The 26,385-nt window shown below is 70.8% G+C and carries 27 protein-coding genes; 16 read left to right on the top strand and 11 right to left on the bottom strand.

What is annotated here, in order from left to right; translation table 11 throughout:
• Positions 1 to 18: 18 nt before the first annotated feature.
• Positions 19 to 1,275, bottom strand: a complete 1,257-nt coding sequence (rho, locus tag C516_RS0101305) for a transcription termination factor Rho (protein ID WP_018716545.1) — start codon at positions 1,273 to 1,275, stop codon at positions 19 to 21.
• 652 nt (positions 1,276 to 1,927) lie between these two features.
• On the opposite strand from rho, the gene C516_RS0101310 reads away from it, so the two are divergent.
• The 12 genes from C516_RS0101310 (at position 1,928) to C516_RS0101365 (ending at position 13,171) form a co-directional block, all read left to right on the top strand.
• Positions 1,928 to 2,818, top strand: a complete 891-nt coding sequence (locus C516_RS0101310) for a type II secretion system protein N (protein ID WP_018716546.1) — start codon at positions 1,928 to 1,930, stop codon at positions 2,816 to 2,818.
• A gap of 5 nt (positions 2,819 to 2,823) precedes the next feature.
• Complete coding sequence (gspD, locus tag C516_RS18170) at positions 2,824 to 4,818, top strand: type II secretion system secretin GspD (protein ID WP_018716547.1); 1,995 nt, start codon at positions 2,824 to 2,826, stop codon at positions 4,816 to 4,818.
• Between the two features lie 4 nt (positions 4,819 to 4,822).
• On the top strand, positions 4,823 to 6,334 hold the full coding sequence (gspE, locus tag C516_RS0101320; RefSeq protein ID WP_018716548.1) for a type II secretion system ATPase GspE: 1,512 nt from the start codon (positions 4,823 to 4,825) through the stop codon (positions 6,332 to 6,334).
• 41 nt (positions 6,335 to 6,375) lie between these two features.
• Positions 6,376 to 7,593 (top strand): type II secretion system inner membrane protein GspF, encoded by a 1,218-nt coding sequence (gene gspF / locus C516_RS0101325; protein WP_018716549.1) that lies wholly within the window; start codon positions 6,376 to 6,378, stop codon positions 7,591 to 7,593.
• Between the two features lie 17 nt (positions 7,594 to 7,610).
• Positions 7,611 to 8,099, top strand: coding sequence for a type II secretion system major pseudopilin GspG (gspG, locus tag C516_RS0101330; RefSeq protein WP_026320858.1), 489 nt, complete (start codon positions 7,611 to 7,613; stop codon positions 8,097 to 8,099).
• A 4-nt stretch (positions 8,100 to 8,103) separates the two neighbouring features.
• On the top strand, positions 8,104 to 8,706 hold the full coding sequence (gene gspH, locus C516_RS0101335; protein WP_169509117.1) for a type II secretion system minor pseudopilin GspH: 603 nt from the start codon (positions 8,104 to 8,106) through the stop codon (positions 8,704 to 8,706).
• Positions 8,687 to 9,091 carry a type II secretion system minor pseudopilin GspI gene (gene gspI, locus C516_RS0101340; RefSeq protein WP_018716552.1) on the top strand — a complete coding sequence of 135 codons (405 nt, stop codon included), beginning with the start codon at positions 8,687 to 8,689 and terminating at the stop codon, positions 9,089 to 9,091. Before gspH ends, gspI begins: the two co-directional genes overlap by 20 nt.
• Positions 9,088 to 9,675 carry a type II secretion system minor pseudopilin GspJ gene (gene gspJ / locus C516_RS0101345; protein ID WP_018716553.1) on the top strand — a complete coding sequence of 196 codons (588 nt, stop codon included), beginning with the start codon at positions 9,088 to 9,090 and terminating at the stop codon, positions 9,673 to 9,675. The genes gspI and gspJ overlap by 4 nt, the downstream gene beginning before the upstream one ends.
• Entirely contained in the window at positions 9,672 to 10,622 is a 951-nt protein-coding gene (gene gspK / locus C516_RS0101350) for a type II secretion system minor pseudopilin GspK (protein WP_018716554.1), read from the top strand. The genes gspJ and gspK overlap by 4 nt, the downstream gene beginning before the upstream one ends.
• Before the next feature lie 70 nt (positions 10,623 to 10,692).
• Complete coding sequence (gene gspL, locus C516_RS0101355) at positions 10,693 to 11,886, top strand: type II secretion system protein GspL (protein ID WP_018716555.1); 1,194 nt, start codon at positions 10,693 to 10,695, stop codon at positions 11,884 to 11,886.
• Positions 11,883 to 12,377, top strand: a complete 495-nt coding sequence (gene gspM / locus C516_RS0101360) for a type II secretion system protein GspM (RefSeq protein WP_018716556.1) — start codon at positions 11,883 to 11,885, stop codon at positions 12,375 to 12,377. The genes gspL and gspM overlap by 4 nt, the downstream gene beginning before the upstream one ends.
• Positions 12,374 to 13,171, top strand: coding sequence for a type II secretion system protein N (locus tag C516_RS0101365; RefSeq protein WP_018716557.1), 798 nt, complete (start codon positions 12,374 to 12,376; stop codon positions 13,169 to 13,171). Before gspM ends, C516_RS0101365 begins: the two co-directional genes overlap by 4 nt.
• Before the next feature lie 20 nt (positions 13,172 to 13,191).
• Here the strand turns inward: C516_RS0101365 and zapE are convergent, their stop codons facing one another.
• The gene (gene zapE, locus C516_RS0101370; RefSeq protein WP_018716558.1) at positions 13,192 to 14,313 is read right to left on the bottom strand and encodes a cell division protein ZapE; all 1,122 of its coding nucleotides are present in this window, start codon (positions 14,311 to 14,313) and stop codon (positions 13,192 to 13,194) included.
• 119 nt (positions 14,314 to 14,432) lie between these two features.
• Positions 14,433 to 14,951, bottom strand: a complete 519-nt coding sequence (locus tag C516_RS20265) for a putative metalloprotease CJM1_0395 family protein (RefSeq protein WP_018716559.1) — start codon at positions 14,949 to 14,951, stop codon at positions 14,433 to 14,435.
• Positions 14,952 to 15,119: 168 nt separating this feature from the next.
• On the opposite strand from C516_RS20265, the gene ilvD reads away from it, so the two are divergent.
• Entirely contained in the window at positions 15,120 to 16,817 is a 1,698-nt protein-coding gene (gene ilvD / locus C516_RS0101380) for a dihydroxy-acid dehydratase (protein WP_211210558.1), read from the top strand.
• 36 nt (positions 16,818 to 16,853) lie between these two features.
• Here the strand turns inward: ilvD and C516_RS0101385 are convergent, their stop codons facing one another.
• The 4 genes from C516_RS0101385 to C516_RS18180 all read right to left on the bottom strand — a co-directional run bounded on the left by C516_RS0101385 (position 16,854) and on the right by C516_RS18180 (position 19,515).
• Positions 16,854 to 17,441 carry an SCO family protein gene (locus C516_RS0101385; protein ID WP_211210549.1) on the bottom strand — a complete coding sequence of 196 codons (588 nt, stop codon included), beginning with the start codon at positions 17,439 to 17,441 and terminating at the stop codon, positions 16,854 to 16,856.
• A gap of 28 nt (positions 17,442 to 17,469) precedes the next feature.
• Positions 17,470 to 18,339: a cytochrome c oxidase assembly protein gene (locus tag C516_RS0101390; protein ID WP_018716562.1), complete on the bottom strand. Its 870-nt coding sequence runs from the start codon at positions 18,337 to 18,339 to the stop codon at positions 17,470 to 17,472.
• 118 nt (positions 18,340 to 18,457) lie between these two features.
• Positions 18,458 to 19,093: a peroxiredoxin gene (locus tag C516_RS0101395; protein ID WP_018716563.1), complete on the bottom strand. Its 636-nt coding sequence runs from the start codon at positions 19,091 to 19,093 to the stop codon at positions 18,458 to 18,460.
• A 101-nt stretch (positions 19,094 to 19,194) separates the two neighbouring features.
• Positions 19,195 to 19,515 (bottom strand): hypothetical protein, encoded by a 321-nt coding sequence (locus C516_RS18180; RefSeq protein ID WP_245558719.1) that lies wholly within the window; start codon positions 19,513 to 19,515, stop codon positions 19,195 to 19,197.
• Positions 19,516 to 19,583: 68 nt separating this feature from the next.
• On the opposite strand from C516_RS18180, the gene sohB reads away from it, so the two are divergent.
• Positions 19,584 to 20,570 (top strand): protease SohB, encoded by a 987-nt coding sequence (gene sohB / locus C516_RS0101405; RefSeq protein ID WP_018716565.1) that lies wholly within the window; start codon positions 19,584 to 19,586, stop codon positions 20,568 to 20,570.
• A gap of 4 nt (positions 20,571 to 20,574) precedes the next feature.
• Here the strand turns inward: sohB and C516_RS0101410 are convergent, their stop codons facing one another.
• The 3 genes from C516_RS0101410 to phaC all read right to left on the bottom strand — a co-directional run bounded on the left by C516_RS0101410 (position 20,575) and on the right by phaC (position 23,575).
• On the bottom strand, positions 20,575 to 20,802 hold the full coding sequence (locus C516_RS0101410) for a DUF2835 domain-containing protein (protein ID WP_018716566.1): 228 nt from the start codon (positions 20,800 to 20,802) through the stop codon (positions 20,575 to 20,577).
• Positions 20,803 to 20,804: 2 nt separating this feature from the next.
• A complete protein-coding gene (locus C516_RS0101415; RefSeq protein ID WP_026320860.1) occupies positions 20,805 to 21,674 on the bottom strand; it encodes a DMT family transporter in 870 nt (289 codons plus the stop codon).
• Positions 21,675 to 21,763: 89 nt separating this feature from the next.
• The gene (gene phaC, locus C516_RS0101420) at positions 21,764 to 23,575 is read right to left on the bottom strand and encodes a class I poly(R)-hydroxyalkanoic acid synthase (protein WP_018716568.1); all 1,812 of its coding nucleotides are present in this window, start codon (positions 23,573 to 23,575) and stop codon (positions 21,764 to 21,766) included.
• Between the two features lie 130 nt (positions 23,576 to 23,705).
• On the opposite strand from phaC, the gene C516_RS18185 reads away from it, so the two are divergent.
• Together C516_RS18185 and C516_RS0101430 are read left to right on the top strand one after the other, a co-directional pair.
• Positions 23,706 to 24,449: a class I SAM-dependent methyltransferase gene (locus tag C516_RS18185; protein WP_018716569.1), complete on the top strand. Its 744-nt coding sequence runs from the start codon at positions 23,706 to 23,708 to the stop codon at positions 24,447 to 24,449.
• Between the two features lie 104 nt (positions 24,450 to 24,553).
• Positions 24,554 to 25,690: an RNA ligase gene (locus C516_RS0101430; RefSeq protein WP_018716570.1), complete on the top strand. Its 1,137-nt coding sequence runs from the start codon at positions 24,554 to 24,556 to the stop codon at positions 25,688 to 25,690.
• A gap of 15 nt (positions 25,691 to 25,705) precedes the next feature.
• Here C516_RS0101430 and C516_RS0101435 read toward each other — a convergent pair whose 3' ends face one another.
• On the bottom strand, positions 25,706 to 26,293 hold the full coding sequence (locus tag C516_RS0101435) for an RNA ligase partner protein (protein ID WP_018716571.1): 588 nt from the start codon (positions 26,291 to 26,293) through the stop codon (positions 25,706 to 25,708).
• Between the last annotated feature and the right edge of the window lie 92 nt (positions 26,294 to 26,385).

Genomic DNA, 26,385 nt, shown 5'->3' on the forward strand with positions numbered 1-26,385 from the left:
TGGCATCCGGATGCCCGCTCAGCGCTTCATGTAATCGAAGAACTCGCTGTTGGTCTTGGTGTCCTTGAGCTTGTCGAGCAGGAACTCGATGGCGGCGAGCTCATCCATCGGATGGAGGAGCTTGCGCAGGATCCAGACCTTCTGGAGCTCGTCCGGCGTCATCAGCAGCTCCTCGCGGCGGGTGCCCGAGCGATTGATATTGATGGCCGGATAGATCCGCTTCTCCGCGATGCGGCGATCCAGATGGATCTCCATGTTGCCGGTGCCCTTGAACTCCTCGTAGATCACGTCGTCCATGCGTGAACCGGTCTCGACCAGCGAGGTCGCGATGATCGAGAGGCTGCCGCCCTCCTCGACGTTGCGCGCCGCACCGAAGAAGCGCTTGGGCCGGTGCAGGGCGTTGGCGTCGACACCGCCGGTGAGCACCTTGCCGGAGGAGGGCACGACGGTGTTGTAGGCACGGGCGAGACGGGTGATGGAGTCGAGCATGATCACCACGTCCTTCTTGTGCTCGACCAGCCGCTTGGCCTTCTCGATCACCATTTCCGCGACCTGCACGTGGCGGTTCGCCGGCTCGTCGAAGGTGGAGGAGACCACCTCGCCGCGCACGGTGCGCTGCATCTCCGTGACCTCCTCGGGCCGCTCGTCGATGAGCAGCACGATCACGTAGCACTCGGGATAGTTGCTCGTGATCGACTGGGCCATGTTCTGCAGCAGCATGGTCTTGCCCGCCTTCGGCGGGGAGACGATCAGGCCGCGCTGGCCCTTGCCGATGGGCGCGGTGAGGTCGATGACGCGGGCCGTGAGGTCCTCGGTGGAGCCGTTGCCTCGCTCCATGACCATGCGGTCCTTGGCGAACAGCGGGGTAAGGTTCTCAAACAGGACCTTATTCTTCGCCGCGTCCGGGCGCTCGAAGTTGATCTCGTCGACCTTGAGCAGCGCGAAGTAGCGCTCGCCCTCCTTCGGCGGCCGGATCTTGCCGGAGATCGTGTCGCCGGTGCGCAGGCTGAAGCGCCGGATCTGGCTCGGGGAGACGTAGATGTCGTCCGGGCCGGCCAGATAGGAGCTGTCCGCCGAGCGCAGGAAGCCGAAGCCGTCCTGGAGGATCTCCAGTACGCCGTTGCCCCAGATGTCCTCGCCCTTCTTGGCCTGGGCCTTGAGGATGGAGAAGATGACGTCCTGCTTGCGGTTGCGGGCCATGCCCTCGATGCCCAGCTCCTGGGCGATCTCCACAAGCTCGGTCGCAGGTTTCTGTTTGAGTTCCGTGAGATTCATCAGCTACTGCTTCATGGATTTGGCCCCGCGCACGGCATCGGCCCGGTCACCATGACCGGCGCACGAATGGCACGGCTGTGAGGTTGTTGCGATCACGGGGCGAGGGGCGGAGCACCCTCGCCGCATCCACCAGTCGTCGTCGATGAAGGCAGAGGTCCGCGAATACCGACGCACGCGCTGCCTCCGCGGTTCCCGTTGTTCTGTAATCCTCATGCCGGGGGTGCCCTCCCGGGAGGCCGAACCGGTGGCTCCCCGAACGCACGAACGCCTGCCGCTGCTGGTGGCTGCCACCGACGCCGCCCCGCAGCGTGCGCTGCGCGCGATCACCGGGACGCACTACCCGGCCCCATCGCACCGCGGCCATCGGGGATACCGCGGCGGGTGCGCTCACGCCCTGAATCCCTCGGGAGCACCTTACCGATTACACGAAAAACGCCACAGGAACATCCGTCGTCTCGGGATTGGGGCTATAAATAAATGGCAGTGCGGATATGACCAGCTTATGCTGAGCAGTGGGGGAGGCACACGGTGCCGATATCGGTCGTAACCTTAGCGTCCCCCAAAGCGGGTGTCAACGCCACCGCCGACGGCTTCCGGCCTGCCTCCGGGAACCGCGGAAACAACCCTCCCCGAGCGTGGAGCCGCCGAGCGCGTGATATCACTGTCCAGCCTCCTCGCCGAGCCCGGCTCCCGGGCCGAGATCACCCTCGCCACCGCCGTCACGGGCGTGGCCGTGGTCCTGCTCGGCGTAGAGGCGGTACTGCTCGGCTGGCAGCTGTGGCCACGCGATAACACCGCCCCGCCCCCGGAGCCGGCGGCACGCTCGACGCCGGGCGACACCGCCGCGCGGTCCCGGGACACGGCGCCCGTTGTCGATGCCCACCTGTTCGGGCGCGCGCCGGAAGCGGATGCCCCGGCGCCCACCCGCGAGGCACCGCCGACGCAGCTCGACCTCACCCTCCACGGGGTGGTCGCCGGCCCCAGCGAGGACACGGGCCTGGCGATCATAGCCGCCGCCGGCGGTGACGAGCACCTCTACCGGCCCGGGGACACCCTGCCCGGCGGCGCCCGCCTGGAGGGGATTCGCCGGGATCGCGTGATCCTCAGCCGCGACGGCCACCGCGAGACCCTCACCCTGCCCGAGAAGACCAGCCCGCCCCGGCAGCAGGAACGCACGGCAGCGCCCCGCACGTCGTCGCAACCGACCGGCACGCCGTCCGCGCCACAGACCCTGGCGGACTACCGTGATCAGCTCCTTTCCGACCCCGGCGCCGTGCAGCGCCTACTCCAACCCACGCCGGTGCGCGACAGTGCCGGGGCGCTCGTCGGCTTCCGCCTGCGCGGCGGCGGCGACGTCCTGTACTCGGCCACCGCGCTCGAACCGGGAGACGTCATCACGGCGGTAGGCGACGTACGGCTCGACAACGAGGGCTCAGCGGTACAGGCGCTACAGCGTCTCGGCAACGCCGGGCAGGTTACACTGACGGTACGCCGCAACGGCAGCGAGCGGCAGATCACTCTGAACTTCGGCAACGGGGGGTAGGCGCAGTGGCAGCGTGGATCCACGCCCTCCGTTGGTACCGTCACGCCCTTCGCACCCGCGGCCGGGCCACCGCCGTGCTCCTGGCATTCGTGGCGGCGCTCGCCGCCACCACCGCCGGCGCGCAGGAGCAGATCACGCTCAACCTCAAGGACGCCCAGATCTCGGCGCTGGTGGACACCGTGGCGGAGGTCACGGGGCGTAACTTCGTGCTCGACCCGCGCGTGAACGCGCGGGTGACGGTCATATCGCGCCGGCCCATGGACGCCGACGCCCTCTACCAGGTATTCCTCTCGATCCTCCAGGTCCACGGCTTCGCCGCCATCCCCGCCGGCGAGGTCACCAAGATCGTGCCCGACGTCAATGCCCGCCAGCTCGGCGGCGAGGACGGCGAGGACACCGGCGACGCGGTGATCACGCGGGTGCTGACGGTAGAGAACGTGCCGGTGGCCCAGTTGGTGCCGATACTGCGGCCGCTGGTTCCCCAGCAGGGCCATTTCGCGGCCTACCCGCCGACCAACTCGCTGATCATCTCCGACCACGCCAGCAACGTGGCCCGGATCACCGACGTCGTGCGCCGGGTCGATCGCGCCGGGGCCGCGTCCACCGAGGTGATCCCGCTGGAGCACGCCACCGCCGAGACCGCGGCGGAGACCCTCGGCGAGGTCCTCGGCGGCCAGGGCGAGGAGGCCGGTGCCCAGGCGGTCCGGGTGGCGGCGGACAAGCGCACCAATGCCCTGGTGGTCATGGGCACCGACGCCCAGCGCGCCCGGGTACGCCAGCTCGTCGAGCGACTGGACGCCGGCGCGGACCAGGGCGGCGACACCCGGGTGGTCTACCTGAGCTACGCCAAGGCCGAGGACGTCGCGCAGGTCCTGCAGTCGGTCAGCGAGAACCTACCCTCCGCCGCGACGGACGGCGGCGCTGGCGGCGAGGGCACCACCACCGGCGGCAGCGGCAAGGCCGTCAGCATCCAGGCCGACGCCGCCACCAACTCGCTGGTGATCAGCGCGCCCCCCGCCGTGCAGAACGAGCTCGCCGCGGTCATCGACAAGCTCGACATCCGCCGCGCCCAGGTCCTCATCGAGGCCGCCATCGCCGAGGTCTCCGCCGACATGGCCGCTGAGCTCGGCTTCCAGTGGGCCGTGGACGGCGGCAACGGCAACACCGCGGTGGGCGGCACGAGCTTCGGCAACAACAGCGTCAGCGGCGGCGACAGCCTGGCCGGGATCATCGGTTCGCTGTCCCAGCAGGAGCTCCCGAACGTCGGCCAGGGCCTGAGCCTCGCCGTGGGCGATCTCGCCGGCGGGGTGCGCTTCGCCGCGCTGCTGCGCGCACTGGCGAGCGACGCCGACACCAACATCCTGTCAACGCCCTCGCTGGTCACCCTGGACAACCAGGAGGCGGAGATCACTGTGGCCCAGAACGTGCCCTTCGTCACCGGCTCCTACACCACCGCCTCGTCGGACAGCAGCAACGTCAATCCCTTCCAGACCATCGAACGCCGGGACGTCGGCCTCATCCTCAAGGTCAAGCCGCAGATCAACGAGGGCGACTCCGTGATGCTCGAGATCCAGCAGGAGGTCTCCAACGTCAGCGAGAGCACCCGGGCCGTGGACCTGATCACCGACAAGCGCTCCATCAGCACCAGCGTGCTCGTGGACAGCGGCCGCCTGGTGGTGCTCGGCGGGCTGCTCGACGAGCAGGTCCGCGAGACCGAGCAGCGCGTGCCCCTGCTCGGCAGCATCCCGGTGCTCGGCAACCTCTTCCGCTACCGCTCGGCGCAGAGCGAGAAGCGCAACCTCATGGTCTTCCTGCGCCCGCGCATCGTGCGCGACGAGGCGACGATGACGCGATACGCCAGTGACAAGTACGCGAGCATGCGCGAGCGCCAGCGCGCCCGGCGCGACGCGGGGGTGGCACTGCTGCCGGACGACGTGGCACCGGTACTGCCTCCGCTGGGCCGCCCCGCACTGCCGGCGCCGTTCACGCGGGGGCGATAACACCATGGCCACCGAACCGCTGAGCGAACACGACCAGGCCGGCGCCGACGCCCGGCGGCCGTCCTTCGGCTTCGCCCGCCGCCACGGCGTGCTCGTGCGCTCGGTGAGCGCCGGCAGCGCCGACGTCGTCTGCCGCACCGACGCCCCGCTGACCGTGATCGCGGACCTCCGCCGCAGCCTCGGCGTACCCCTGCACATCGAGCGCCTGGACGCGGATCACTTCGAGCGGCTGCTCCAGCAGGCCTACGAGACGCGCTCCGGCGAGACCATGCAGGCGATGGAGGACATCGGCGAGGCCGTGGACCTCTCCCGCCTCGCCGAGTCCATGCCAGAGCCGGAGGACCTCCTCGAGAGCGAGGACGACGCGCCCATCATCCGGCTGATCAACGCGCTGTTCACCGAGGCCATCCGCGAGGGTGCCTCGGACGTGCACATCGAGCCCTTCGAGTCGCGGCTGACTGTGCGCTTCCGCGTCGACGGCATCCTCCGAGAGGTCCTGGAACCGCCGCGCAGCATGGCCCCGCTGCTGGTCTCGCGCATCAAGGTCATGGCCCGGCTGGACATCGCCGAGAAGCGCGTGCCCCAGGACGGGCGGATCTCGCTGCGCATCGCCGGGCGCGCGGTGGACGTCCGCGTCTCCACCCTGCCCGGCGGTCACGGCGAGCGCGTGGTGCTGCGCCTGCTCGACAAACAGGCAGGGCGCCTGGACCTGGAGCACCTGGGCATGGACGAGGGTCTGCGCGCGGAGGTGGACGCGCTCGTCCACCGCCCCCACGGGATCCTGCTGGTCACCGGCCCCACCGGCTCCGGCAAGACCACCACGCTCTACGCCGCCATTACCCGGCTCAACGACCGCAGCCGCAACATCCTCACCGTCGAGGACCCGATCGAGTACTACCTCGACGGCGTCGGCCAGACCCAGGTGAACCTGCGCGTCGACATGTCCTTCGCCCGCGGGCTGCGCGCCATACTCCGCCAGGACCCGGACGTGGTCATGGTCGGCGAGATCCGCGACCTCGAGACCGCGGAGATCGCGGTGCAGGCCTCACTGACCGGCCACATGGTGCTCTCCACGCTGCATACCAACACCGCCATCGGGGCGGTCACCCGCCTGCGCGACATGGGCGTGGAGCCGTTCCTGCTCTCCTCCAGCCTCGTCGGCGTACTCGCCCAGCGCCTGGTGCGCCGGCTGTGCACCGCCTGCCGCCGGGCGTACACGGCAAGCGCCGCGGAGTGCGCCCAGCTCGGCGTCGAGCCGGCCACACCCCCGGTGCTCTATCACGCCACCGGCTGCGAGCGCTGTAACGACCTCGGCTACCGCGGCCGTACCGGACTGTTCGAGCTGGTGGTCGTCGACGAGACCATGCGCGGGCTCATCCACGACGGCGCCGGGGAGCAGGCAATGGCGGCCCACGCGCGCCGCCGCACCCCGGCGCTGCGCGCCGACGGCATGCGCCGGGTACTCGCCGGCGAGACGACCCTGGAGGAGGTGGTGCGCGTCACCACCGAGGAATGAGCCCGCGGCGGACCGCTCCGACCCGCCGGGAGAGGGGTTAAGTGGCAGCCTACGAATACACCGCACTGGACACCGCGGGCCGCGAGCACGGCGGCGTGCTGGAGGGCGACAGCCCCCGCCAGGTCCGCCAGCAGCTACGCGAGCGCGGCTGGCTCCCCGTGGCCGTCGAGGAGATCCGGGAGCGGCGCGAGCGCGGCACCGGCCTGGCCGGCGGGCGTGCGCGCATCCGCACCGCGGAGCTGGTGCTGTTCACCCGCCAGCTCGCCACCCTGGTGGGTTCGGGCACCCCGCTGGAGGAGGCGCTGCGCACGGTGGCGCGCCAGAGCGAACGCCCGGCGGTCCGGCGGGTGGTGACCGGCATCCGCGCCCGGGTGGTAGAAGGCCATCCCCTGGCCGCCGGTCTCGACGCGTTTCCGCGGGTGTTCAGCGAGCTCTACCGCGCCACCGTCGCCGCGGGCGAGCAGACCGGACACCTGGACATCGTCCTCGAACGCCTGGCCGACTACGTCGAGAAGCGCCAGCAGATGCGCCAGCGCGTGCAGCAGGCGCTGATCTACCCCCTCGCGCTGGTGGTGATCTCCATCGGCGTGGTCACGCTGCTGCTCACCTATGTCGTGCCCAAGGTGACCCGGGTGTTCGCCGACACCGGCCAGGCACTGCCGGCACTCACCCGCGGGCTGATCGCTACCAGCGGCTTCCTGCGGGACTGGGGCTGGGCGCTGGTGCTGGTCCTGGCGGCGGCGGCGGTGATGTTCTCGCTGTCGCTGCGCCGGCCCGCGTTCCGCCGCCGCGTGCATGCGTCACTATTGCGGCTGCCACTCGTCGGACGACTCACGCGGGGGCTGAACACGGCGCGTTTCGCGCGTACCTTCAGCATCCTCATGGGCAGCGGCGTGGCGGTGCTCGAGGCCCTGCGCATCTCCGCCGGCGTGATCGCCAACCTGCCCATGCGCGAGGCCGTGGCCGACGCCGCCTCCCGCATCCGCGAGGGCACCGGTATCGCCCCGGCCCTGGAGGCCAGCGGCCAGTTCCCGCCGATGACGGTCCACCTCGTCGCCAGCGGCGAGGGCAGCGGCAACCTCGAGGCAATGCTCGAGCGTGCCGCCGCCAGCCAGGAACGCGAGATCGACGGCCTCATCGGCACCCTTCTGGCCCTGTTCGAGCCGCTGCTCATCGTGGTGATGGGCGGCATCGTGCTGGTCATCGTCCTGTCCATCATGCTGCCGATATTCGAGCTCAACCAGCTCGTCGGCCGCTGACCGACCCGGAGGCCCCCGTGTCCTGGAACCCAAGCGCTTCGTCCGCCCGCACGTCACCGCCATGCCGTCGCACGGGCGGCTTCACGCTCATCGAGATCATGGTGGTGGTGGTCATCATCGGCATCCTCGTGGCCTTCGCCGTCCCCAACATCATGGACAACCCGGAGAAGGCCCGGCTGACCAAGGCGCGCCACGACCTGCGCACCATCGAGAATGCGCTGGAGATGTACAAGCTCGACAACTTCCGCTACCCGACCACCGCCCAGGGCCTGAAGGCCCTGGTGGAACGGCCCGACACCCCGCCGGAGCCGGAGAACTGGCAGGACGGTGGCTACCTCCGCGAGCTCCCGATGGACCCCTGGGGCCATCCCTACAAGTACCTCGGCCCCCAGGATGCCGACGGCGGGCGCGTCGAGATCATCACCCTCGGGGCGGACGGCCGTCCCGGTGGCGAAGGGGCGGACGCCGACATCAGCAGCCTCAACCTGCAATCGGACGACGGGTGAGGCCGTGACCCGGCCCAGAGTGTCGCCGGCAACCGGCCCCGGCCGCCATGGCGGCGGGCTGGCGGACATCGTCCGGATTCCCGTGGGACACCCGGCGGCCCTCCGCCGCCACGGCTTCACCCTGCTGGAGATGCTGGTGGTGCTGGTCATCATCGGCATCGTGCTCTCGCTCGCCCTCATCCGCCTGGGGGGCGGGGACGACCGGACAGCGCAGCGCAGCGCCGAGCGACTGTTCGCCCGCCTGAAGCTCGCCGGCGAGGAGAGCGTGCTGAGCGGCACCCCCATCGCCCTGGTCATCACCGAAACGGGCTACCGCTTCGCCCGCGCGACACCGGACGGCTGGGCGGCACTGACCGGCGACACCGTCCTCGCCGACACCCCGCTGCCAGAGCGGACGAGCCTGGCGGTGACGCCGGACGACGACGGTCGCACGCCGGAGGCGGCGCCCCCTGCGGGCCCGGCGGTCGTGCTCTACCCCAGCGGTGAGGTCAGCCCCTTCACCCTGGTGGTGGCCGAGGAGGGCACGGACACCGTCTGGCGCATCATCGGCCGGATCAACGGCGAGCTCCGGCTGGAGGGCCCCGGCGATGGCGACACGGCGGGGTGAACGGCACGGACCGTCCCGCGGAGACGGCTTTACCCTGGTGGAGGTGCTCGTCGCCCTGGCCGTGCTCGCCATCGCCCTGGCCGCGGCGGTGCGCGCCGCCACCCTCTCCGCGGACGCCGCCGGCGGCCTGCGTGAGCGCACCTTCGCACACTGGATCGCGGACAACCGCCTCGCCGAGATGCAGGCCCGGCGCGTCTGGGCCACCGGCCGGCGCACCGAGCGGCGGACGTTCGCCGGCCGCGAGTGGCCGCTGACCGTCACCGTCGAGGCCACCCAGTTCGAGCACGTCCGCCGGGTACGCATCGCGGTGGCCGCCCCCGCCGACCCGCAACGCACGGTAACGACGCTGCAGGGCGTGCTCCGCGATCCGGGGCTGCAGCCGTGAACCGGGGCGGCGGCTTCACCCTGATCGAGCTGCTGGTGGCAGTGGCGATCTTCGCGGTGGTCTCAGTGATCGCCTACGGCGGGCTCGCGACGGTGATGGACACCCGGGAACGCGTCGATACCGAGACCGCCCGCCTAGCCTCGGTGCAGACGGCGTTCACCGTCATGGCCCGGGATTTCCGCAGCGCCACCCCGCTCCGGGGCTACCGCGACCGCCGCGGCGACCCGCAGGTGCCGCTGCACGCCGACGGCGATACCCTCATGCTCGTGCACGGCGGCCGCCCCAACCCGCTGGGACGCCGACGCAGCCACTTCGAACGCATCGCCTACGCGGTGCGCGACGGCGCCCTGGTGCGCGAGCGCTACGCGATGGTGGACAGCCCCTACGAGCCGCAGGTCACGCGGACGGTCCTCCTCGACGGGGTCACCGAGGTCGGCTTCCGCTTCCTGTTCGATGACTGGCAGCCGACCTGGCCGCCGCCGGCCAACGCCGACACCGACGTGCCGGTGCTGCCCCGCGCGGTCGCCGTGAGCCTGCGCCACCCCCAATACGGCATTCTACGCCGGGTGTTCCTGCTGCCATGAGCGCATCCCGATACCGGCAGCGGGGCGTCGCCCTGATCACCGCGGTGCTGATCACCGCGCTGGCGGCCACTGCGGCCACCGCGCTGCTGTGGCAGGGCCACCTCGCGATCCGGCGCACGCAGAACGTCGTCGCCGACGGCCAGGCGTGGCAGTACGCCCTCGCCGCCGAGGCCGTGGCCGTCGACATCCTCGCCCGCGACCGCGGCGACAACGACGCCGACGGCGCCGGCGACGCCTGGTATGGCGAGCTCCCGCCGGTAAACGAGGGCGGCGCGACCATCACCGTGACCATCGAGGACCTCCAGGGCCGGCTCAATCTCAATGCCCTCGCCGCCGGCGACGAGCAGCGCCGGCGCCTGGCCGCCGCCGCGCTGGAGCGCCTGGTGGGCGCGGCGGTGCCCACCGCGCCGGCGGCGGGCATCGCGCCGGCGATCGAGGACTGGATCGACGACGACCTCCAGCCCGGCTTCCCCGGCGGCGCCGAGGACGACTTCTACACCCGCCAGCAGCCGCCGTACCGCGCGGCCAACGCCCCGCTGGCCGGTGCCTCCGGGCTGCGCCTGATCCGCGGCGTCGACGACGCCGTCCTCGCCGCCCTGCAGGGCCGGGTCACCGCCCTGCCCGTCGAGGCCGAGGGCATCAACCTCAACACCGCCCCGCCGGAGCTGCTGGCAGCGCTGCACCCGGACGTCGCCGCCAGCGACGTTCGTGCCCTCGTCGCTGGCCGCAGGGACACCACCCTCACCAGCGTCGAGGCGGCCCTGCAGCTCGCCCCCTCACTGGCTCAGCCGGAGCTGCCACGGACCTGGCTGAGGGTCGACAGCGACTATTTCCTGGTGACCGCCCGGGTCTCGCTGGGCCGCGTTAACGCCACGCACTACTCGGTGATACACCGCACGACGGACGGACCGATCGAGGTGATCTACCGCGGCGAGACGCCGCCGTGAACATTGGCGCTCCCCGGGTTTTCGGTGACAATACGGATAAAGGGATTCGCTCTAACGGAAGGTCAGGCGAATGCGCCCGCGATTGATCGTCCAAATCGCCGCCGACGCGGACGTGCCCCTGGCCGCACGCTGCCTGGATGCCCAGGGCCGGCTGACCGGGGCCGGCCCGGAGGATGACCCCGCGGCCTTGGCGCGCTCGCGCCGCGTCTACGCCCTCGCGCCCGGGACCGCCGTGCTCACCACCCGGGTGGCCATGCCCGTGCGCAGCCGCCAGCGCATGGCCCAGGCGGTACCCTGGGCCATGGAGGATCAGCTCAGTGAGGACGTGGAGGCGCTACACTTCCTGCTCGGCGAGCGCAACGCCGCCGGGGAGGTCCATGTGGCGGTGGTCGCCGCGCGCACCCTCCAGGCCTGGGAGGAGCGGCTCGCCCGCACCGGCATCCACGCCGAGCAGATCTACCCGGACTACCTCGCGCTGCCCCGCCACGAGCACGCGTGGACGATACTGGTCGCCGGCGACCGGGCGCTGGTACGCACCGGGGTCCAGACCGGCTTCGCCTGCGAGAGCGACGTCCTCGCGCTGTTCCTGGAGGCCGCCCTGAGCGAGGCCGGCGACGACGCCCCGCCACGGCTGGTGGCCTACCTCACCCCCGGCGCGACGCTGCCCCTGCCGGAGGTGGCGCCGGAGGCGGAGCGCCACACTGTCACCGACGTCCCCGCCCTGCTCGCCGAGAACCTGGACACCCGCCATGCCATCGGGCTGCGGCCGGTGGACACCGGGGGCACCGGCCGTTGGCGGCGGCGCTGGCGGGTCTGGCGCACTGCGGCGATCCTGCTCGCGGTGGTAATGCTGGCGGACACGGCCCGGGGATGGCTGGCGCAGTGGCATCTGGAGCAGACCATTGCCGCACGGGAGGCCGATATTGCGTCGATCTTCACGGAGGCATTCCCGGACGCCGGCACGCCGGTGTACCCGCGCCGGCAGATGGAGAGCCGGCTCGCCGCCCTGCGCGGCGGCGGCAGCGCTGCGGCGGGCCTGCTGCCCCTGTTGACCCGCGTCGCGCCCGTGATGGGCCCGGTGCGGCTCACCGGCCTGACCTGGGGGGAGGGCGGTGCCGAGCTCGCCGTTCAGACTGCAGAGCTCGCCGGCGTCGACGCCCTGGAGCGGCGCCTCGCCGATGCCGGGCTCACCGTCGAGGTACGCAACGTCACCCGCGAGGCCGACGGCGTCAGCGGCCGGCTGCACGTGGAGACGGGCTCATGAGGCGCTGGTGGCACGACCTCGCCCCCCGCGACCGGCGCATCCTGATCGCCGGCGCCGTCGCGCTCGCCGTGATCGCCTGGTTCTTCGGCCTGTGGCTGCCGCCGCGCCAGGCGGGGCCGGCGCTGCACGACCGCCTGGCCGCCGCCGAGACCGATCTCGCGTGGATGCGCGCGCACGCCGGCGAGGCGGAGGCGTTGCGGCAGCGCCGGCAGGCCGGGGGAGCGGAGCACACGGACCCGAGGGCGGTCTACGTCCTCGTCGAGGAGAGCGCCCGGCAGGCCGGTCTCGGCGAGGCACTGGAGCGGATCGAGCCCGCCGGCAACGCGGAGGCCCGCGTCACCCTCAACGGCGCCGCCTTCGACGGCCTCGTGCCCTGGCTCGCCGGCCTGCGCGACAGCCACGGGATACAGGCGGGCTCCGCCTCGTTCCGGGCCACCGGCACGCCCGGGCGCGTCGACGCCCGGCTGGTGCTCCAGGGGCCGTCTCCGTGAGGCATTGGGGCCGGCGTATCGGGCTACTCGCCCTGTTCCTCCTCGGTGCCCTGGTCACCACCGCCATCACCCTCCCCGCCCGGGTCGCCTGGTCCGTGGCGGGGGACATCGTGCCGGTACGTCTGCACGAACCGGAAGGCACGGTCTGGTCCGGCCGTGCCACGGGGCTAACCTACCGCGGCACCACCCTGCACGGCGTGGAGTGGCGGATTCACCCGGCAGCCCTGCTCGGCGGCCGGCTGGAGGCGACGCTCCGCGCCCGCGGCGACAACGGTGACCTCGCCGCGCAGCTCGCCGCCGCGCCCGGCGGCCGCGTCGAGGTCCGCGACGCCCTCGCCCGCCTGGACGTGGACACCGTGCTCGACTGGGCCCGCCGCGGCGGCCTGGCCTTCACCGTGGACGGCATCCTCGACGCCACGCTGCGTCGCCTGGTGGTCGACGGGCGCCGGCCGGTCACCGCTGACGGGCGCCTGCGCTGGGAATCCGCGGCGCTGAACCTCGGCGAGCGCTACCCGCTTGGCACCCTCACCCTCGACCTCGCACCCGGCGGGAACGGCGGCATCGACGCGACCCTGTCCGCCGAAGGCGGGGTGTTCGCGGTGGACGGCGAGGCGGACGTCGCCCCGGACGGGACCTTCCGCGCCCGCATGGAGGTCACCCCGCGCCCCGGCCGCGAGGAGGCCGGACGCGCCCTCGCCCGCCGGCTGCGACTCGCCAACCCCGACGGCACGACGGTGCTGGAGGCGAACGGCGGCCCCGCCGGCATAGAGGCCAGCCAGCACGCCGGCGGCTGAGCCGCCCGGGCCACCGGTGTCTAGGGCCGGTGAGGCAGGGCGAGGTAGCTGCGCGACTGCATCTCCGTGAGGCGGCTCGCGGTACGCTCGAACTCGAAGCCGAGCCGGTGCCCCTGGTAAAGGGCCTCCGGCTCGGCGGCGGCGGAGCAGATCAGCTTGACGGCGCGGTCGTAGAACTCGTCCACGAGGTTGATGAAGCGCCGGGCGTCATCCTCGGTGTCGCGGTCGAACACCGGGATGTCGGAGATCACTACCGTATGGAACTGGCGGGCGAGCTCGATGTAGTCGTTCTGGCTGCGCGGCCCCCGGCAGACCGCATCAAAGGCGAACCACACGACCCCGTCCGCCAGGCGCCGCACCGGGATGTCCCGGCCCTCCACCTCCAGCACGGTCTCGTGGCTCACCTCCCCGCCCTCCGGACGGACGTGATCGAAATCCTCGGTGAGCACCGCGTCCGCCTCGGCGTCCAGCGGGGTATGGTAGATCTCCGCCTGCTCGAGGAAGCGCAGGCGATAGTCCGTGTCGCCATCGACCGGGATGACCTCGGTGTGGCGCTCGAGCAGCTCGATCGCGGGGACGAAACGCTCCCGCTGCAGCCCGTCCCAGTAGAGCTCGTGGGGCGGGATGTTCGAGGTCGCCACCAGCGTGACCCCGCGCCGGAACAGCCCCTGGAGCAGCCCGGCTAGCAGCATGGCATCGGCGATATCGGAGACGAAGAACTCGTCGAAGCACAGCACCCGGGTGTCCGCCGCCCACTCCGCGGCGATGATGTCCAGCGGGTCCTGGCGGTCGCTGAGCGTCCTCAGCCGGGTATGCACGGCGCGCATGAAGCGGTGGAAGTGCAACCGTCGCCGCGCCTCGAAGGGCAGGCTCTCGTAGAAGATATCCATCAGCCAGGTCTTGCCCCGGCCAACGCTGCCCCAGAGGTACACGCCGGTCTCCGGCTCCACGGTCTCCGGCGCGCCGCGCAGGCGCCGCCACAGCCCGCCGAGCCCCCCGCCGGCCGGCTCCGGCCGCGGGCCGGCGGCGCACAGCCGCTGGTAGAGCCCCTCGAGGGCATCCACCGCCCGGGCCTGGGCGGGATCGTGCACGAAATCGTCGCGTCGCAGCGCCTGCTCGTAGCGCGCGCGGGGACTGCCCATGCTGCCTCCTGGTTGGACGGATCCGGTCAACCGGCTTACCCGTGCCGGGACACGCCGGGCCAGGCCACGCACGCGTGGCACTCGCGTTGAGCGGATCGGCAAAAACGGCCGGGACGGGCTCAGGCGCTCAGGTCCAGGCGGCCACCAAGCCGCATGAGCTCGCCGCCGGTCATCGCTGCAACCTCGGCGTAGCGGCCGGTGGGACCCCCGCCCGCCGCTGCGCCGCCAGGCCTGTCGCGCTGCACGAGCGCGGCGTCGCCGCGGGCGAGCTCGGCGCGGGCCTCGTTCGCCCGCGCCGCGGCGGTGGCCGCGATACGGCGATCCGCCGCCGATGGTGTTGTCGGTGCGAGCGCCGCGTCGCGGACCTGCTGCATCTTCGCCAGGGTCTCGCCGGGGGAGCCCTCCCGGGAGAGATCCAGCGCCACCTCGCCACCGACGGCATAGCGCCGGCCCCCGGAACCGCGCCGGTAGTCGTAGCTGATGGCGCCGGCATGCGCGCCGCCGGCGGCCTGGTGTGCCCGCTCGTGGGCACGAACCTCACGGTCCCGGGCGGCAAGCTCACGCGACCGGGCCGCCGCCTGAACGGCGGCCCGCTGACCGTTGCCGATGGATACTGCCGGTGGACCGATGGATGCCATGACCGTTAGCCGGCGCGCCTGCCCCGAGGGGTTCATTATTCACGCCGCCCGCCAAGAGGCAAGGGGCGGCGCATTGCCTGATTCCGCCAGTTCTCGTAATTTAACTTGTTTCGGGAACGCTCGTCCCCGAGCACTATCCGCTCACGCCGAGAAAGCCAGCGAGGAACAATCATGGCCGACAACCGCCGAAGCCGAGTGATCACCCAGGGGGTGGCACGCACGCCCAACCGGGCGATGATGCGCGCCGTGGGCTTCACCGACGAGGACTTCGACAAGCCCATCGTCGGCGTCGGTAACGCCCACTCCACCATCACCCCCTGCAACCTCGGTATCGGTGCCCAGGCCGAGCGCGCCGAGGCCGCGCTCAAGCGCGCCGGCGCGATGCCGGTGAAGTTCGGCACCATCACCATCTCCGACGGCATCTCCATGGGCACCGAGGGGATGAAATTCTCGCTGGTCTCCCGCGAGGTCATCGCCGACTCCATCGAGACCGTGTGCAACGGCCAGCGCCTGGACGGCATCCTCGCCACCGGCGGCTGCGACAAGAACATGCCCGGCGCCATGATAGCCCTGGCCCGGCTGAACATCCCCGGCATCTTCGTCTACGGCGGCACCATCAAGCCCGGCTACTACGAGGGCCGCACGCTCAACCTGGTGAGCGCCTTCGAGGCGGTGGGCCAGCATGCGGCGGGCAACATGTCCGACGAGGAGCTCAACGCCATCGAGAGGAACGCCTGCCCGGGCGCCGGCTCCTGCGGCGGGATGTACACGGCCAACACGATGTCGTCGGCGTTCGAGGCGATGGGCATGAGCCTGCCGGGTTCCTCCACGGTCGCCGCCGAGGACGACGAGGCCCGCGAGGTGGCCGAGCGCGCCGGCGAAGTGCTGGTCGACGCGATCCGCCACCAGCGCCTGCCCCGCGACATCATGACGCGCAAGGCCTTCGAGAACGCCTTCACCCTGGTGATGGCGGTGGGCGGCTCCACCAACGCGGTGCTCCATCTGCTCGCGATCGCCCAGGCCGCCGAGGTGGACATCTCCATCGACGACGTCGAGCGCATCCGCCAGCGCGTGCCGGTACTCTGCGACCTCAAGCCCTCCGGCACGTACTTGGCGACGGAGTTCCACGCCGTCGGCGGCACCCCGCAGGTGCTCAAGATCCTCCTCGCCAACGGCCTGCTCCACGGCGACTGCCTGACCATCACCGGCGAGCCACTGGCGGACCTGCTCGCCGACGTGCCCGAGCAGCCCCCGGCGGAGCAGTCCATCATCCACCCCTTCGACAACCCGATCTACGAGCACGGCCACCTCGCCATCCTCCGCGGCAACCTCGCCGAGGAGGGCGCGGTGGCCAAGGTCACCGGCATCAAGAAGCGCCGCATCAGCGGCCCGGCGCGGGTGTTCGACTCCGAGGAGGAGGCCATGGAGGCCATCCTCGCGGACCGGATCCAGGCAGGCGACGTGCTGGTGATCCGCTACGAGGGGCCGAAGGGCGGCCCCGGCATGCGCGAGATGCTCGCCCCGACCTCGGCGATCATCGGCCGCGGGCTCGGGGATTCGGTGGGCCTGATCACGGACGGGCGTTTCTCCGGCGGGACCTACGGCATGGTGGTCGGCCACGTGGCGCCGGAGGCCGCGGTGGGCGGCACCATCGCCCTCGTCGAGGAGGGCGACACGGTCACCATCGACGCCGACCGGAACCTGCTCTCGCTGGACGTCGACGAGGCGAGCCTGGCCCGCCGCCGCGAGGCGTGGCAGCCGCGCCCGCCGAACTACCGCCGCGGCGTTCTTGGCAAGTACGCGAAGCTCGTGAGCTCCGCGTGCTACGGCGCGGTCACCGACCGGGACCTCTTCCCGGAGGGGTGATCAGCCGCCCGCCGGCCCGGTCCCGGGCCGGCGGGCTCAGCCGGACTCGATGATCCGGCGCAGGTCCGCGAGCACCGCCTCCACCGGGTCGCTGTCGCGCACCAGCAACCGCGCCTCGCCCGCGCGGTTGAACACGAACACCGCACCGCTGTGGGAGACCACGTAGTTGCCGTTTTCGTCCGGCTCACCGTAGCCGTAGGTGACGCGGTAGCGCTTGTTCAGCGCCTTGAGCTGGTCCTGGGTCCCGGTCAGGCCGATGAAGTCCTTGCCGAAGGCGCTGGTGTAGGCGCGCAGCCGCTCCGGCGTGTCCCGCCGCGGGTCCACGCTCACGAACAGCACCTGCACGTCCCGGCGGGCGTCCTCGTCGAGCTTGCCAAGGATGCGGCTCAGCCGCGCGAGGGTGACGGGGCAGACGTCCGGGCAGAACGTGTAACCGAAGAACAGCAGCGTCACCTTGCCGCGATAGTCCTCGGCGGTGACCGACTGGCCGTTCTCGTTGGTCAGGTTGAAGGCGAGCTCCGGCATCATCCCGGAGATATCCTTGGTGCGCCAGTCACCGCTTGTGCAGGCCACCAGCAGCAGGGCCAGCATCGCCGTCACCGCGGCCGTTCGCATCTCTCGCATGGGTCGAACCTCGATCATTTTCCCGTAATCAGGTGGACGCCGCGGACGCCGGTGCGGTTCGCGCCCGGCGGCCTTCGGCGCCGCGCTCGTGGCGATGCCAGAAGGCAAGGACGATGACCACACCGAGCACGCTCATCATCGCCGAGGGGATCCAGGTGAGCGCCCCGCCGATGGTCTGGTCCGTGGAGGCACTGATGGGCCAGGGCCGCCCGCAGACGTCGTAGATCTGGTAGATGTCGCTGTCGGCGAAGACGATGTACGCCCCGAGCACGATCTGGGGGAACGCCACCGCCGCCAGCATCAGGCAGCGCTTGCCGAAGCCGACGCTGTAGTGCCCCGGCCCCGGCGCCCGCGGGTCCAGCGCCAGCCACCAGAATAGGATGCCGTCGATGGCCATGCTCCAGTTCATCAGCGCGTAGAGATCGCGGCTGAGCATGGCGTCGAAGTGGATCGAGGGGATCAGCCAGAAGTAGATCAGGCCAACGAACAGCAGCGCCGCCACCGGCGGGAACTGCAGCGTACGATAGACCCACTGCACGGGCCGCGCCCGCCACAGCGGCCGGATCACCCGCTCGCGCAACCCGGCCGGCATACCCGCGGCGAGCACCGGCAGCGGATTGGCCAGCGCGATGAGCACCGCCGCCACATGATGGAGCACCAGGTGCTGGAGGCGGTGGATGAAGAAGACGTACTGCGCGTAGTAGTCGTAGCGGGTCTGGGTGACCGCGTACATCAGCGCCAGGCCGAGCAGGAAGGCCGCCACGCGCCAACCCCCGGGCCGGGTCCCGGCGGCGAGCCCACGCAGGAACAGGACCAGCGCCCCGCCCACCACCAGGGTGACCAGGGGCTGCCATTCGTAGGGTGCCAGTGCACCCAGGATTTCCGGGAATGAAGCCATTACGGGCGCCGATCACCGAAAGAAGCGGTGATGATAGCACCCGGGTCGGTTAAGGATCAGCCGCGACGAGCCGGCCCCCACGGGACCGGCACGCCCGGGCAAAGACGGCTGCCGCCGCTTACTTGTTCGGCTGCGGGGTCAGCCGGAGGTAGGGGCGCAGTTCCTTCCAGCCCTTGGGGAAACGCTGCTTCGCGTCCTCGTTGGAGATCGTCGGGACGATGACGCAGTCCTCGCCGTCCACCCAGTCCACCGGGGTTGCCACACCGTAGTTGTCGGTAAGCTGCAGGGAATCGATCACCCGCAGGATCTCGCCGAAGTTACGGCCCGTGGACGCCGGGTAGGTAATGGTCGCGCGGATCTTGTGGTTCGGATCGATGATGAACACCGAACGCACGGTCGCCGAGGCGTCCGCGTTGGGGTGGATCATGTCGTAGAGCTCGGAGACCTTGCGGTCCTCGTCCGCGATGATCGGGAAGTTGACCTGGGTACTCTGGGTCTCGTTGATGTCGTCGATCCACTTCTTGTGATCGTCGACGGAGTCCACCGACAGCGCGATCGCCTTGACGCCACGCTTGTCGAACTCCTCCTTGAGCTTGGCGGTGCGGCCGAGCTCGGTGGTGCACACCGGGGTGAAGTCCGCGGGATGGCTGTAGAGCACCACCCAGCTACCGGCGCCCCACTCGTGGAAGTTGATCGTCCCCTCGGACGTGGCTGCGGTGAAATCGGGGGCGGTGTCGCCGATGCGAAGTGCCATGTCGACCTCCTTGGATGTGTCCCTGTGACGTCGTTCGTGAATAAACCACTGCGACTCTAGCAGCGGCTGGAATATAACAAAAAAGAATAATTGGTTTTAGGCTAACCGCTATCGGAAATATCCGTCATCCGCCCGCCCAGCCGCTGCGCGGCACCGGTGGTGAAAACCACGGCATGAACGGTGGCCCGGTAGACGTCGCCCCCGGCGCGCAGCTGCTCGATCCACTCGCCGTGCTCGGCGGCGTCCAGGTGCCGGAAGTCCCGCCCCTCGGTCAGCGCCCCCTCACGGCGCAGCGCCTTGAAGGCGCGGAAGGCCGTGCCCTTGGGCCGGGCGAACCACTCGTCGATCTGCCGCAGCGTGTGCATCGTCTCCCCGGCTACGGCCACCGAGGCCCCCGGTGCCTGCGTTCGCGGTTGCTGCATGAGGTCCCTCGCGCCCCGTATACTGCCGGCTACGATGGGGGCGGAACGACACCGGTACAAGGGGAACTATGGCCGTTTTTCAGGACTATGCCCTGTTTCTCGCCGAGCTGGCGACGATCGTGATCGCCATCGTGGCGGTGATCGTGATCGCCATGCGCGGCCGTGGCGGACGCGGCGAGCGCGACAGCCTACGGGTGCGCCGCCTCAACGAGCGCTACGAGGAAATGCGCCGCGGCATCGAGCGGGTCCTTGCCCCCTCGCGCAAGGCCCGCCGGCGGCTGCGCCGTGAGGGCCGGCGCCAGCGTCGGCGTGGCGGTGGCGACGGTGAGGCCCGGCTTCCGCGGGTGTTCGTGCTCGACTTCGAGGGCGACATCCGCGCGAGCGCCGTGGAGAGCCTGCGCGAGGAGGTCAGCGCGGTGCTGCGCACCGCTCGCTCGGACGACGAGGTCGTCGTGCGCTTGGAAAGCGGCGGGGGCATGGTGCCGAGTTACGGCCTAGCCGCCTCCCAGCTCGCCCGCCTGCGCGAGAACGGCGTACGCCTGACCGTTTGCGTGGACCGCATCGCCGCCAGCGGCGGCTACCTGATGGCGGCGGTGGCCGATCACATCGTCGCCGCCCCGTTCGCCATCGTGGGCTCCATCGGCGTGGTCGCCCAGCTTCCCAACCTCCACCGCCTGCTCAAGCGCCACGACGTCGACTACGAGCTGCACACCGCCGGCGAGTACAAGCGGACCCTGAGCGTGTTCGGGGAGAACACGGACGCCGGCCGTGCGAAGTTCCGCGAGGAGCTGGACGCGGTGCACGGGCTGTTCAAGCAACACATCGCCCGCTACCGCCCGGGCCTGGACATTGCCCGGGTGGCCACCGGCGAGTACTGGCTCGGCAGCCAGGCGCGGGAGCTGGGGCTCGTGGACGCCGTGGGCACCAGCGACGACCTGCTGCTCGAGCGCGCCGAGCGCATGGAACTCATCGAGCTCACCTGGCAGCGCCGCGAGCCGCTGACCCGGCGGCTTTCGCTGGTCCTCGAGTCGGCCCTGGCGCGGCTGCGCGCCTGAGCCCTCACCCCGGCGTCAGCCGGCGCAGGGCGACGAAGCGCCCGTCGTCGCCGTAGGCGAGCTCGAAGCGCCCGTGGATGCCGTCGTGGGTGGCGTGCCGGTGCAGCACGCTTGCCGGGAAACGCACCCGGCGCCCGTCCTCGGCACGGGCCACGACGTCGCGCGCCTCGCCGCGGTAATAGCTCAGCCACTCCGAGCGCGAGATGGCGAGACGCAGGGTCAGCACCGGCATCCTCACTCCTCCCCGGCACGGGCCCGCGCGGGCAGCCCGACGGTCTCGGCAACCGCCACCGTCAGCACCAGGGCCGCGCCGACCACCGCGAGCGGCGGGGGCACCTCGCCGAGCACCAGCGCGGCGGCGGTGATCCCGTAGACCGGCTGGAGGCAGGAGATCATGCCCGCGCTCTTGGCCGGGAGATCGCGCATGCTCGCCACGAACAGGCTGTGGGCGCAGGCGGTGAACACCGCACCAAGCAGCACCAGCAGCCCGGCGTCGCTGGTCGATGCCGGCGGCCGGACGAACGCCGCCAGGCACAGGCAGATCACCACCAGCTGCCACGCCATGGTCAGGGTGCCCGGGTAGTGGGTGAGGTAGTGGCGGTGCAGCACGTTACGCAGCGCGAACAGCAGCGCCGATAACAATCCCCAGAGGGCCCCCGCGAGCTGGCCCGAGCCCAGCGAGAAATCCGGCACCACCAGCGCCACGCCGGCAAGGGCGAGCACCGCGAGGACCAGGTCCCGCGGCTGCCAGCCGCCCCCGTGGAACAGCGGCTCGATGAGCACGGCCATCACCGGCCAGGTGAACATAGAGACCACGGCCACCGCCACGGTGGCGACCTGAATGGCATGGAAGTACGCACTCCAGTGCACCGCCATGATCACGCCCAGCACCACGACAAGGAGGCGATCGCGGCCGGAGGCCAGCCGCCAGCCGCCCTCGCGGCGCGCGGCCAGCCAGGCAAGGAGGACGAGCGCGCCGACGAACGCGCGCCAAGCGATGATGCTCACGGCGTCCAGGTCGACGAGCTTGGCGAACAGCGGCACCAGGCCCAGGAGCAGAACGGAGACGTTGACCTGCACCAGGCCGCGCGCAGGGGATAACACGGGGAACGACTCCGGCTCGGGTGGGTGTCGGGACAACGGCATCCCTGCCGCGGGCCGCGGGCGGGGCGGACCCCGCCCGCCATCAGGCGTCAGGCATCGCTACGCTCGTCGTTACGCTCGCGCACGTAACGCCCCGGGGCGTCCTCGACGGGCGTGAGCTGCCCCCCACCCGGCGTGCGCGCGGCAACCTTGCCGCCGCCCTTCTGGGCCAGCCAGCGCAGCCACTCCGGCCACCACGACCCCTCGTGATAGGTCGCCCCTTCGAGCCATTTGTCCGCATCCGCGGGCACGTTCCGGTTGGTCCAGTAGCCGTACTTGTTCTTCTCCGGCGGATTGACGATCCCGGCGATATGCCCGGAGCCGCCGAGCACGAACTTCGTCGACCCGCCCAGCAGGCGCGCACCCTGGTAGGTCGCCTTCCAGGGCGCGATGTGGTCTTCCTTCGTGGAGATGAAGAACGCCGGCACGTCGATGCTGGAGACGTCGATGGGCACGCCGTCCAGGGTGATGCCGCCGGGCTCACGCAGGCGGTTCTCGAGGTACATGTTGCGCAGGTAGAAGGCGTGCATGCGCGCCGGCATGTTGGTGCTGTCCTGGTTCCAGTACAGCAGATCGAAGGGGAACGGGTCCTCGCCCTGGAGGTAGTTGTTCACGAAGAACGACCAGATCAGGTCGTTGGCACGCAGGCTCGACATGGTCGCGGCCATCTGCTGGCCGGGCAGGTAGCCGATCTCGTTCATCTGACGCTCGAGCACGGAAAGCTGCTCCTCGTCGATAAACACCTCCAGCTCGCCGGGCTGCTCGAAGTCGATGAGGCTGGTGAGGAAGGTCGCGCTGTTCACCCGCTCGTCCCCCTTCGCCTTGAGATAGGCCAGGGTCGAGGCAAGCAGCGTGCCGCCCAGGCAGTAGCCGACCATATTGATCTCGGACTCGCCGGTCGCCTTCTCCGCGGCCTCCATGGCGGCCAGCACGCCCTCGTGCATGTAGTCCTCGAACCCCTTCTCGGCGAGCGAGGCGTCCGGGTTGCGCCAGGAGATGGTGAACACGGTCTGACCCTGCTCCACCAGCCAGCGGATCAGCGAGTTCTTGGGCCGCAGATCGAGGATGTAGTACTTGTTGATCCATGGCGGCACGAACAGCACCGGCCGCCGGGCGACCTCCTCCGTGGCCGGGGCGTACTGGATGACCTGACAGAGGTCGGTCTCGGCCACGACCTTGCCCGGGGTGACCGCCAGGTCGCGCCCAACCTCGAAGGCATCCGGGTCGGTCATGCGGATGTTGAGCTTGCCGTTGCCGCGCTCCAGGTCCTCGAGGAGGTTGTTCAGCCCCCGAAGCAGGTTCTGCCCGCGGGTCTCGACCGTCTTCTGCAGCACCTCCGGGTTGGTGGCGAGGAAGTTCGACGGCGACATCGCGTCGATGTACTGCCGGGTATAGAAGTCGATCTGCCGCGCGGTCTTCTCGTCGAGGTCGTCGACGTTGTTCTTCACCGTGTTGTGGATGTAATCCGCGGTGAGTAGGTAGGACTGCTTGAGGAAATCGAAGACCGGGCTCTCCTCCCAGGACTCGTGGCGGAAGCGCTTGTCCTTGGCATCGGGCTCGCGAACAGGGTCGGCCTCCAGGCCCCAGAGCCGCAGCGTGGTGCTCTGCACAAGCGCCATGTAGTCCTGCCAGAACGCCATCTGCGCCTGCGCCAGGGCCATCGGGTCCGACATCAGTCGGCCGTAGAGGTCCTGGAACAGCCGGCTCATGTGCAGGGCATCGTCCATGCTGAGCTGGTTGCCCTCCTGCCGCGCGATGAAGTCCTTGACCAGCTGCTGGCTCTTCTCGGCGATCTGCGCGAGCGAGCGGGCCAGTTCCTCCGGATCGACCTCGGTCGGGGTTCCTGTCTGATTCTCCGCCATTGTGCAAACACCTTGGTCGTGGTCACGGTTTGATCGCCAGCGGTTCGCCCGCATACGGCATACTGGCGTTATGTGGCATCCGCCTCGGATCGATCATACTGCACGGCAACAACGCGACCAACCGCACCCCATGACTGTCTCCGCCACGCCCCTCCAGGGCATCGTCACCACCGTCGACGCCGCGCCGGCACCGCCCGGCTGGCCCGTACTCGAGGCACCGCCGCAGAGCGGGCTGTACCTGCACTGGGACGGCTGGGCGCTCGCGCTCTGCCGCGCCACCCCCCCGCGAATGCGCCTCGTGCTCGATCCCGCCGCCACGAGTCTCGGCCGCCGAGGTCGCCAGGCGAGCGTCGGCAACGAGCACATCGCGCGTGCCTGCGGCCTGCGCGGGGGAGGAACACCGCGGATCGTCGACGCCACCGCCGGGGCCGGTCGCGACGCAGGCCTGCTCGCGGGACTGGGCGCGCAGGTGACCATGGTGGAACGCTCGCCGGTGGTGGCCGCGCTGCTCGCCGACGCACTGCGCCGTGCCGGGTCGGCCCCCGCCACCGCCCCGGTGGCCGCCCGGCTGGCGCTGGTGAGCGGCGAGGCGAGCGCGTACCTCGGCGACCACGTGGCGGACATCGTCTATCTAGACCCGATGTACCACACCGGCCGGCGCAAGGCCCTCGCCGGCAAGGAAATGCAGCTGCTACAGGCCCTGCTCGGGCCGGACGCCGACGCGGACACCCTGCTCGACGCCGCCCGCGGCGCTGCCTCACAGCGGGTCGTGGTCAAGCGCCACCGTCACGCACCGCCGCTCGCCGGCCGCCGCCCGCACCACAGCCTCACCGGCCGGAGCACGCGTTTCGACGTCTACCTGCCCGCGGGATAAGGAACGTTGCGCCGCGGGAGCTGACACTCGTCTAACCCGGCGTGCGCGGCTACGCTATCCGGACCGGCGGGACACGCCGGGTGAAGGCAATGCCGGAGGGGACGATGAGCGCACGCAAACGCCATCCGCAGGCACCGGCGCCGGAGCGCTTCGATCAGGCCCTGGCCGCCGGGAGCGCGGAGCGCTTCGAGCATCTCGGCGTGGAGTGGATCCGGCTCACGGAAGACTGGCGGGGCATGCCACGGGGGCTGCTGCGTGTAGCCGGTCGCGTGGTCCCCGACTACCCCCACATCGCCCGGGTCTTCTCCCTCGCCGCCGGCATGCGCACCAACTTCGATGCCCCCTGCCATGTCGAGGAGAAGATCGACGGCTACAACGCGCGTATCTTCCGTGCCGGCGACGGCATCGCCGCCGTCACCCGTAGTGGCCGCCCCTGCCCCTTCACGATGGACCGTCTCCCGGAGCTCATCGAACCGGCCGCACTGGGGCGCTTCTTCGACGCCTGCCCGGACGGCGTGCTCTGCACGGAGATAGCGGGCCCGGGCAATCCCTACATGGACGTCGCCTCCCCGAGGGGCGGCGACGACGTCCGCGCCTTCGTCTTCGATGTGCTGCGCCTCGACAGCGCCGGATTCGAACCGCTGGCCGAGCGCGACCGCCTGCTCGCGGCCGCCGGTGCCCCCCAGGCCCCGCGACTCGGGCTGTTCGGCCCCGGTGAGATCGATACGCTCAAGGCGGAGGTCCGCCGGCTCGACGACGAGGGAGCGGAGGGTATCGTGCTCAAACCCGCCGGCCCCGGCCTGCGCGCCAAATACGTCTGCCCCGGCATTAATGTGATGGATGCGGCCAGCGAGGCCGCGCTGGAGCTGGAGCTCCCGGGCGCGTTCTACACCCAGCGCCTGGTGCGTATGGTCATGGCCGCCCGCGAGCTGGGCCAGGCGGAACGGATAACGGCGCTGGGCGAGCGTTTCGGCCGCGAGCTCGCCGAGGGCTTCAGCCGGGCGCTGGACGAAGTCGAGGCCTCCGGCGAGCTGGTTCAGCGGCACACGGTACGGCTGCGTGAGGCCGCGAGCGCCGACGCCCTGCTCGCCCACCTCAACCGCGGCTCGCGCACCATCCACGCCGTGGAGGAATCCCGGGAGCACGACGGCCGGCACTGGGTGGTCACCTTCCGGAAGGTATTCCGCCGTTCCACCTCGCGCCTTGCCAGCCTGCGCCGGGGCGTGCCGGTGTTCGACTGAGCGGCTCCCACGGTTTCAGTCCTGGCCCGCGAGATGGCATAGCAACCCATGCAGACGTTTGGCGGGCATCAGGCGAAGCCCGCCCTTCTCGGCCCACTGCATCAGGCCGTGGTCCGCCGAGGAAACGGCAGCGTCGAGCTCCACGGCGAGCAGGATGACGTCCAGGTCCTCGGTGGAATCGAGCAGCCCGGTGCGCAGCGCCTCCCGGTAGTGGCCGCGCAGCCAGCGCACCGTGCGCTCCACGCTGCCGGACTCGACCTCGCGCACCGCCTTCTCCGCCACCCGCAGGCCACGGTCGATGCGCGTTCGGATGTCCTCGATGAGCTCGTAGAGGAACAGCCCGGGCACACGCAGGTCGTGCCGGCGCGGGGCCTGCAGGTGAACCACCAGCTCCAGATCCGGTGGCAGCCGCTCCGGGTCGGCGAAGTGACTGAGCTCGTCCATCACCGAGGGCGGCATGTAGCAGGTCAGGCGCGGGGCGGCCTCGCGGGCGAGCTCGACGAATCGGTTGACCGCCGCCGTGGCGTCATCACCGAACACGCCGGCGACGTCCGGATTGGTAAAGATACTGGTATCCAGCACGATCGCGTCGGTGTGGCTCATGCGGCCTCCTGGGTCGAGACGCCGGGCATGGGAACGCGATGGCGGGGGTCAGAATACGCGACGCCCGCGTCGGCAAGCCGGCGCGGGCGTCG

The organism is Arhodomonas aquaeolei DSM 8974 (genome assembly GCF_000374645.1).
GTDB lineage: Bacteria > Pseudomonadota > Gammaproteobacteria > Nitrococcales > Nitrococcaceae > Arhodomonas > Arhodomonas aquaeolei.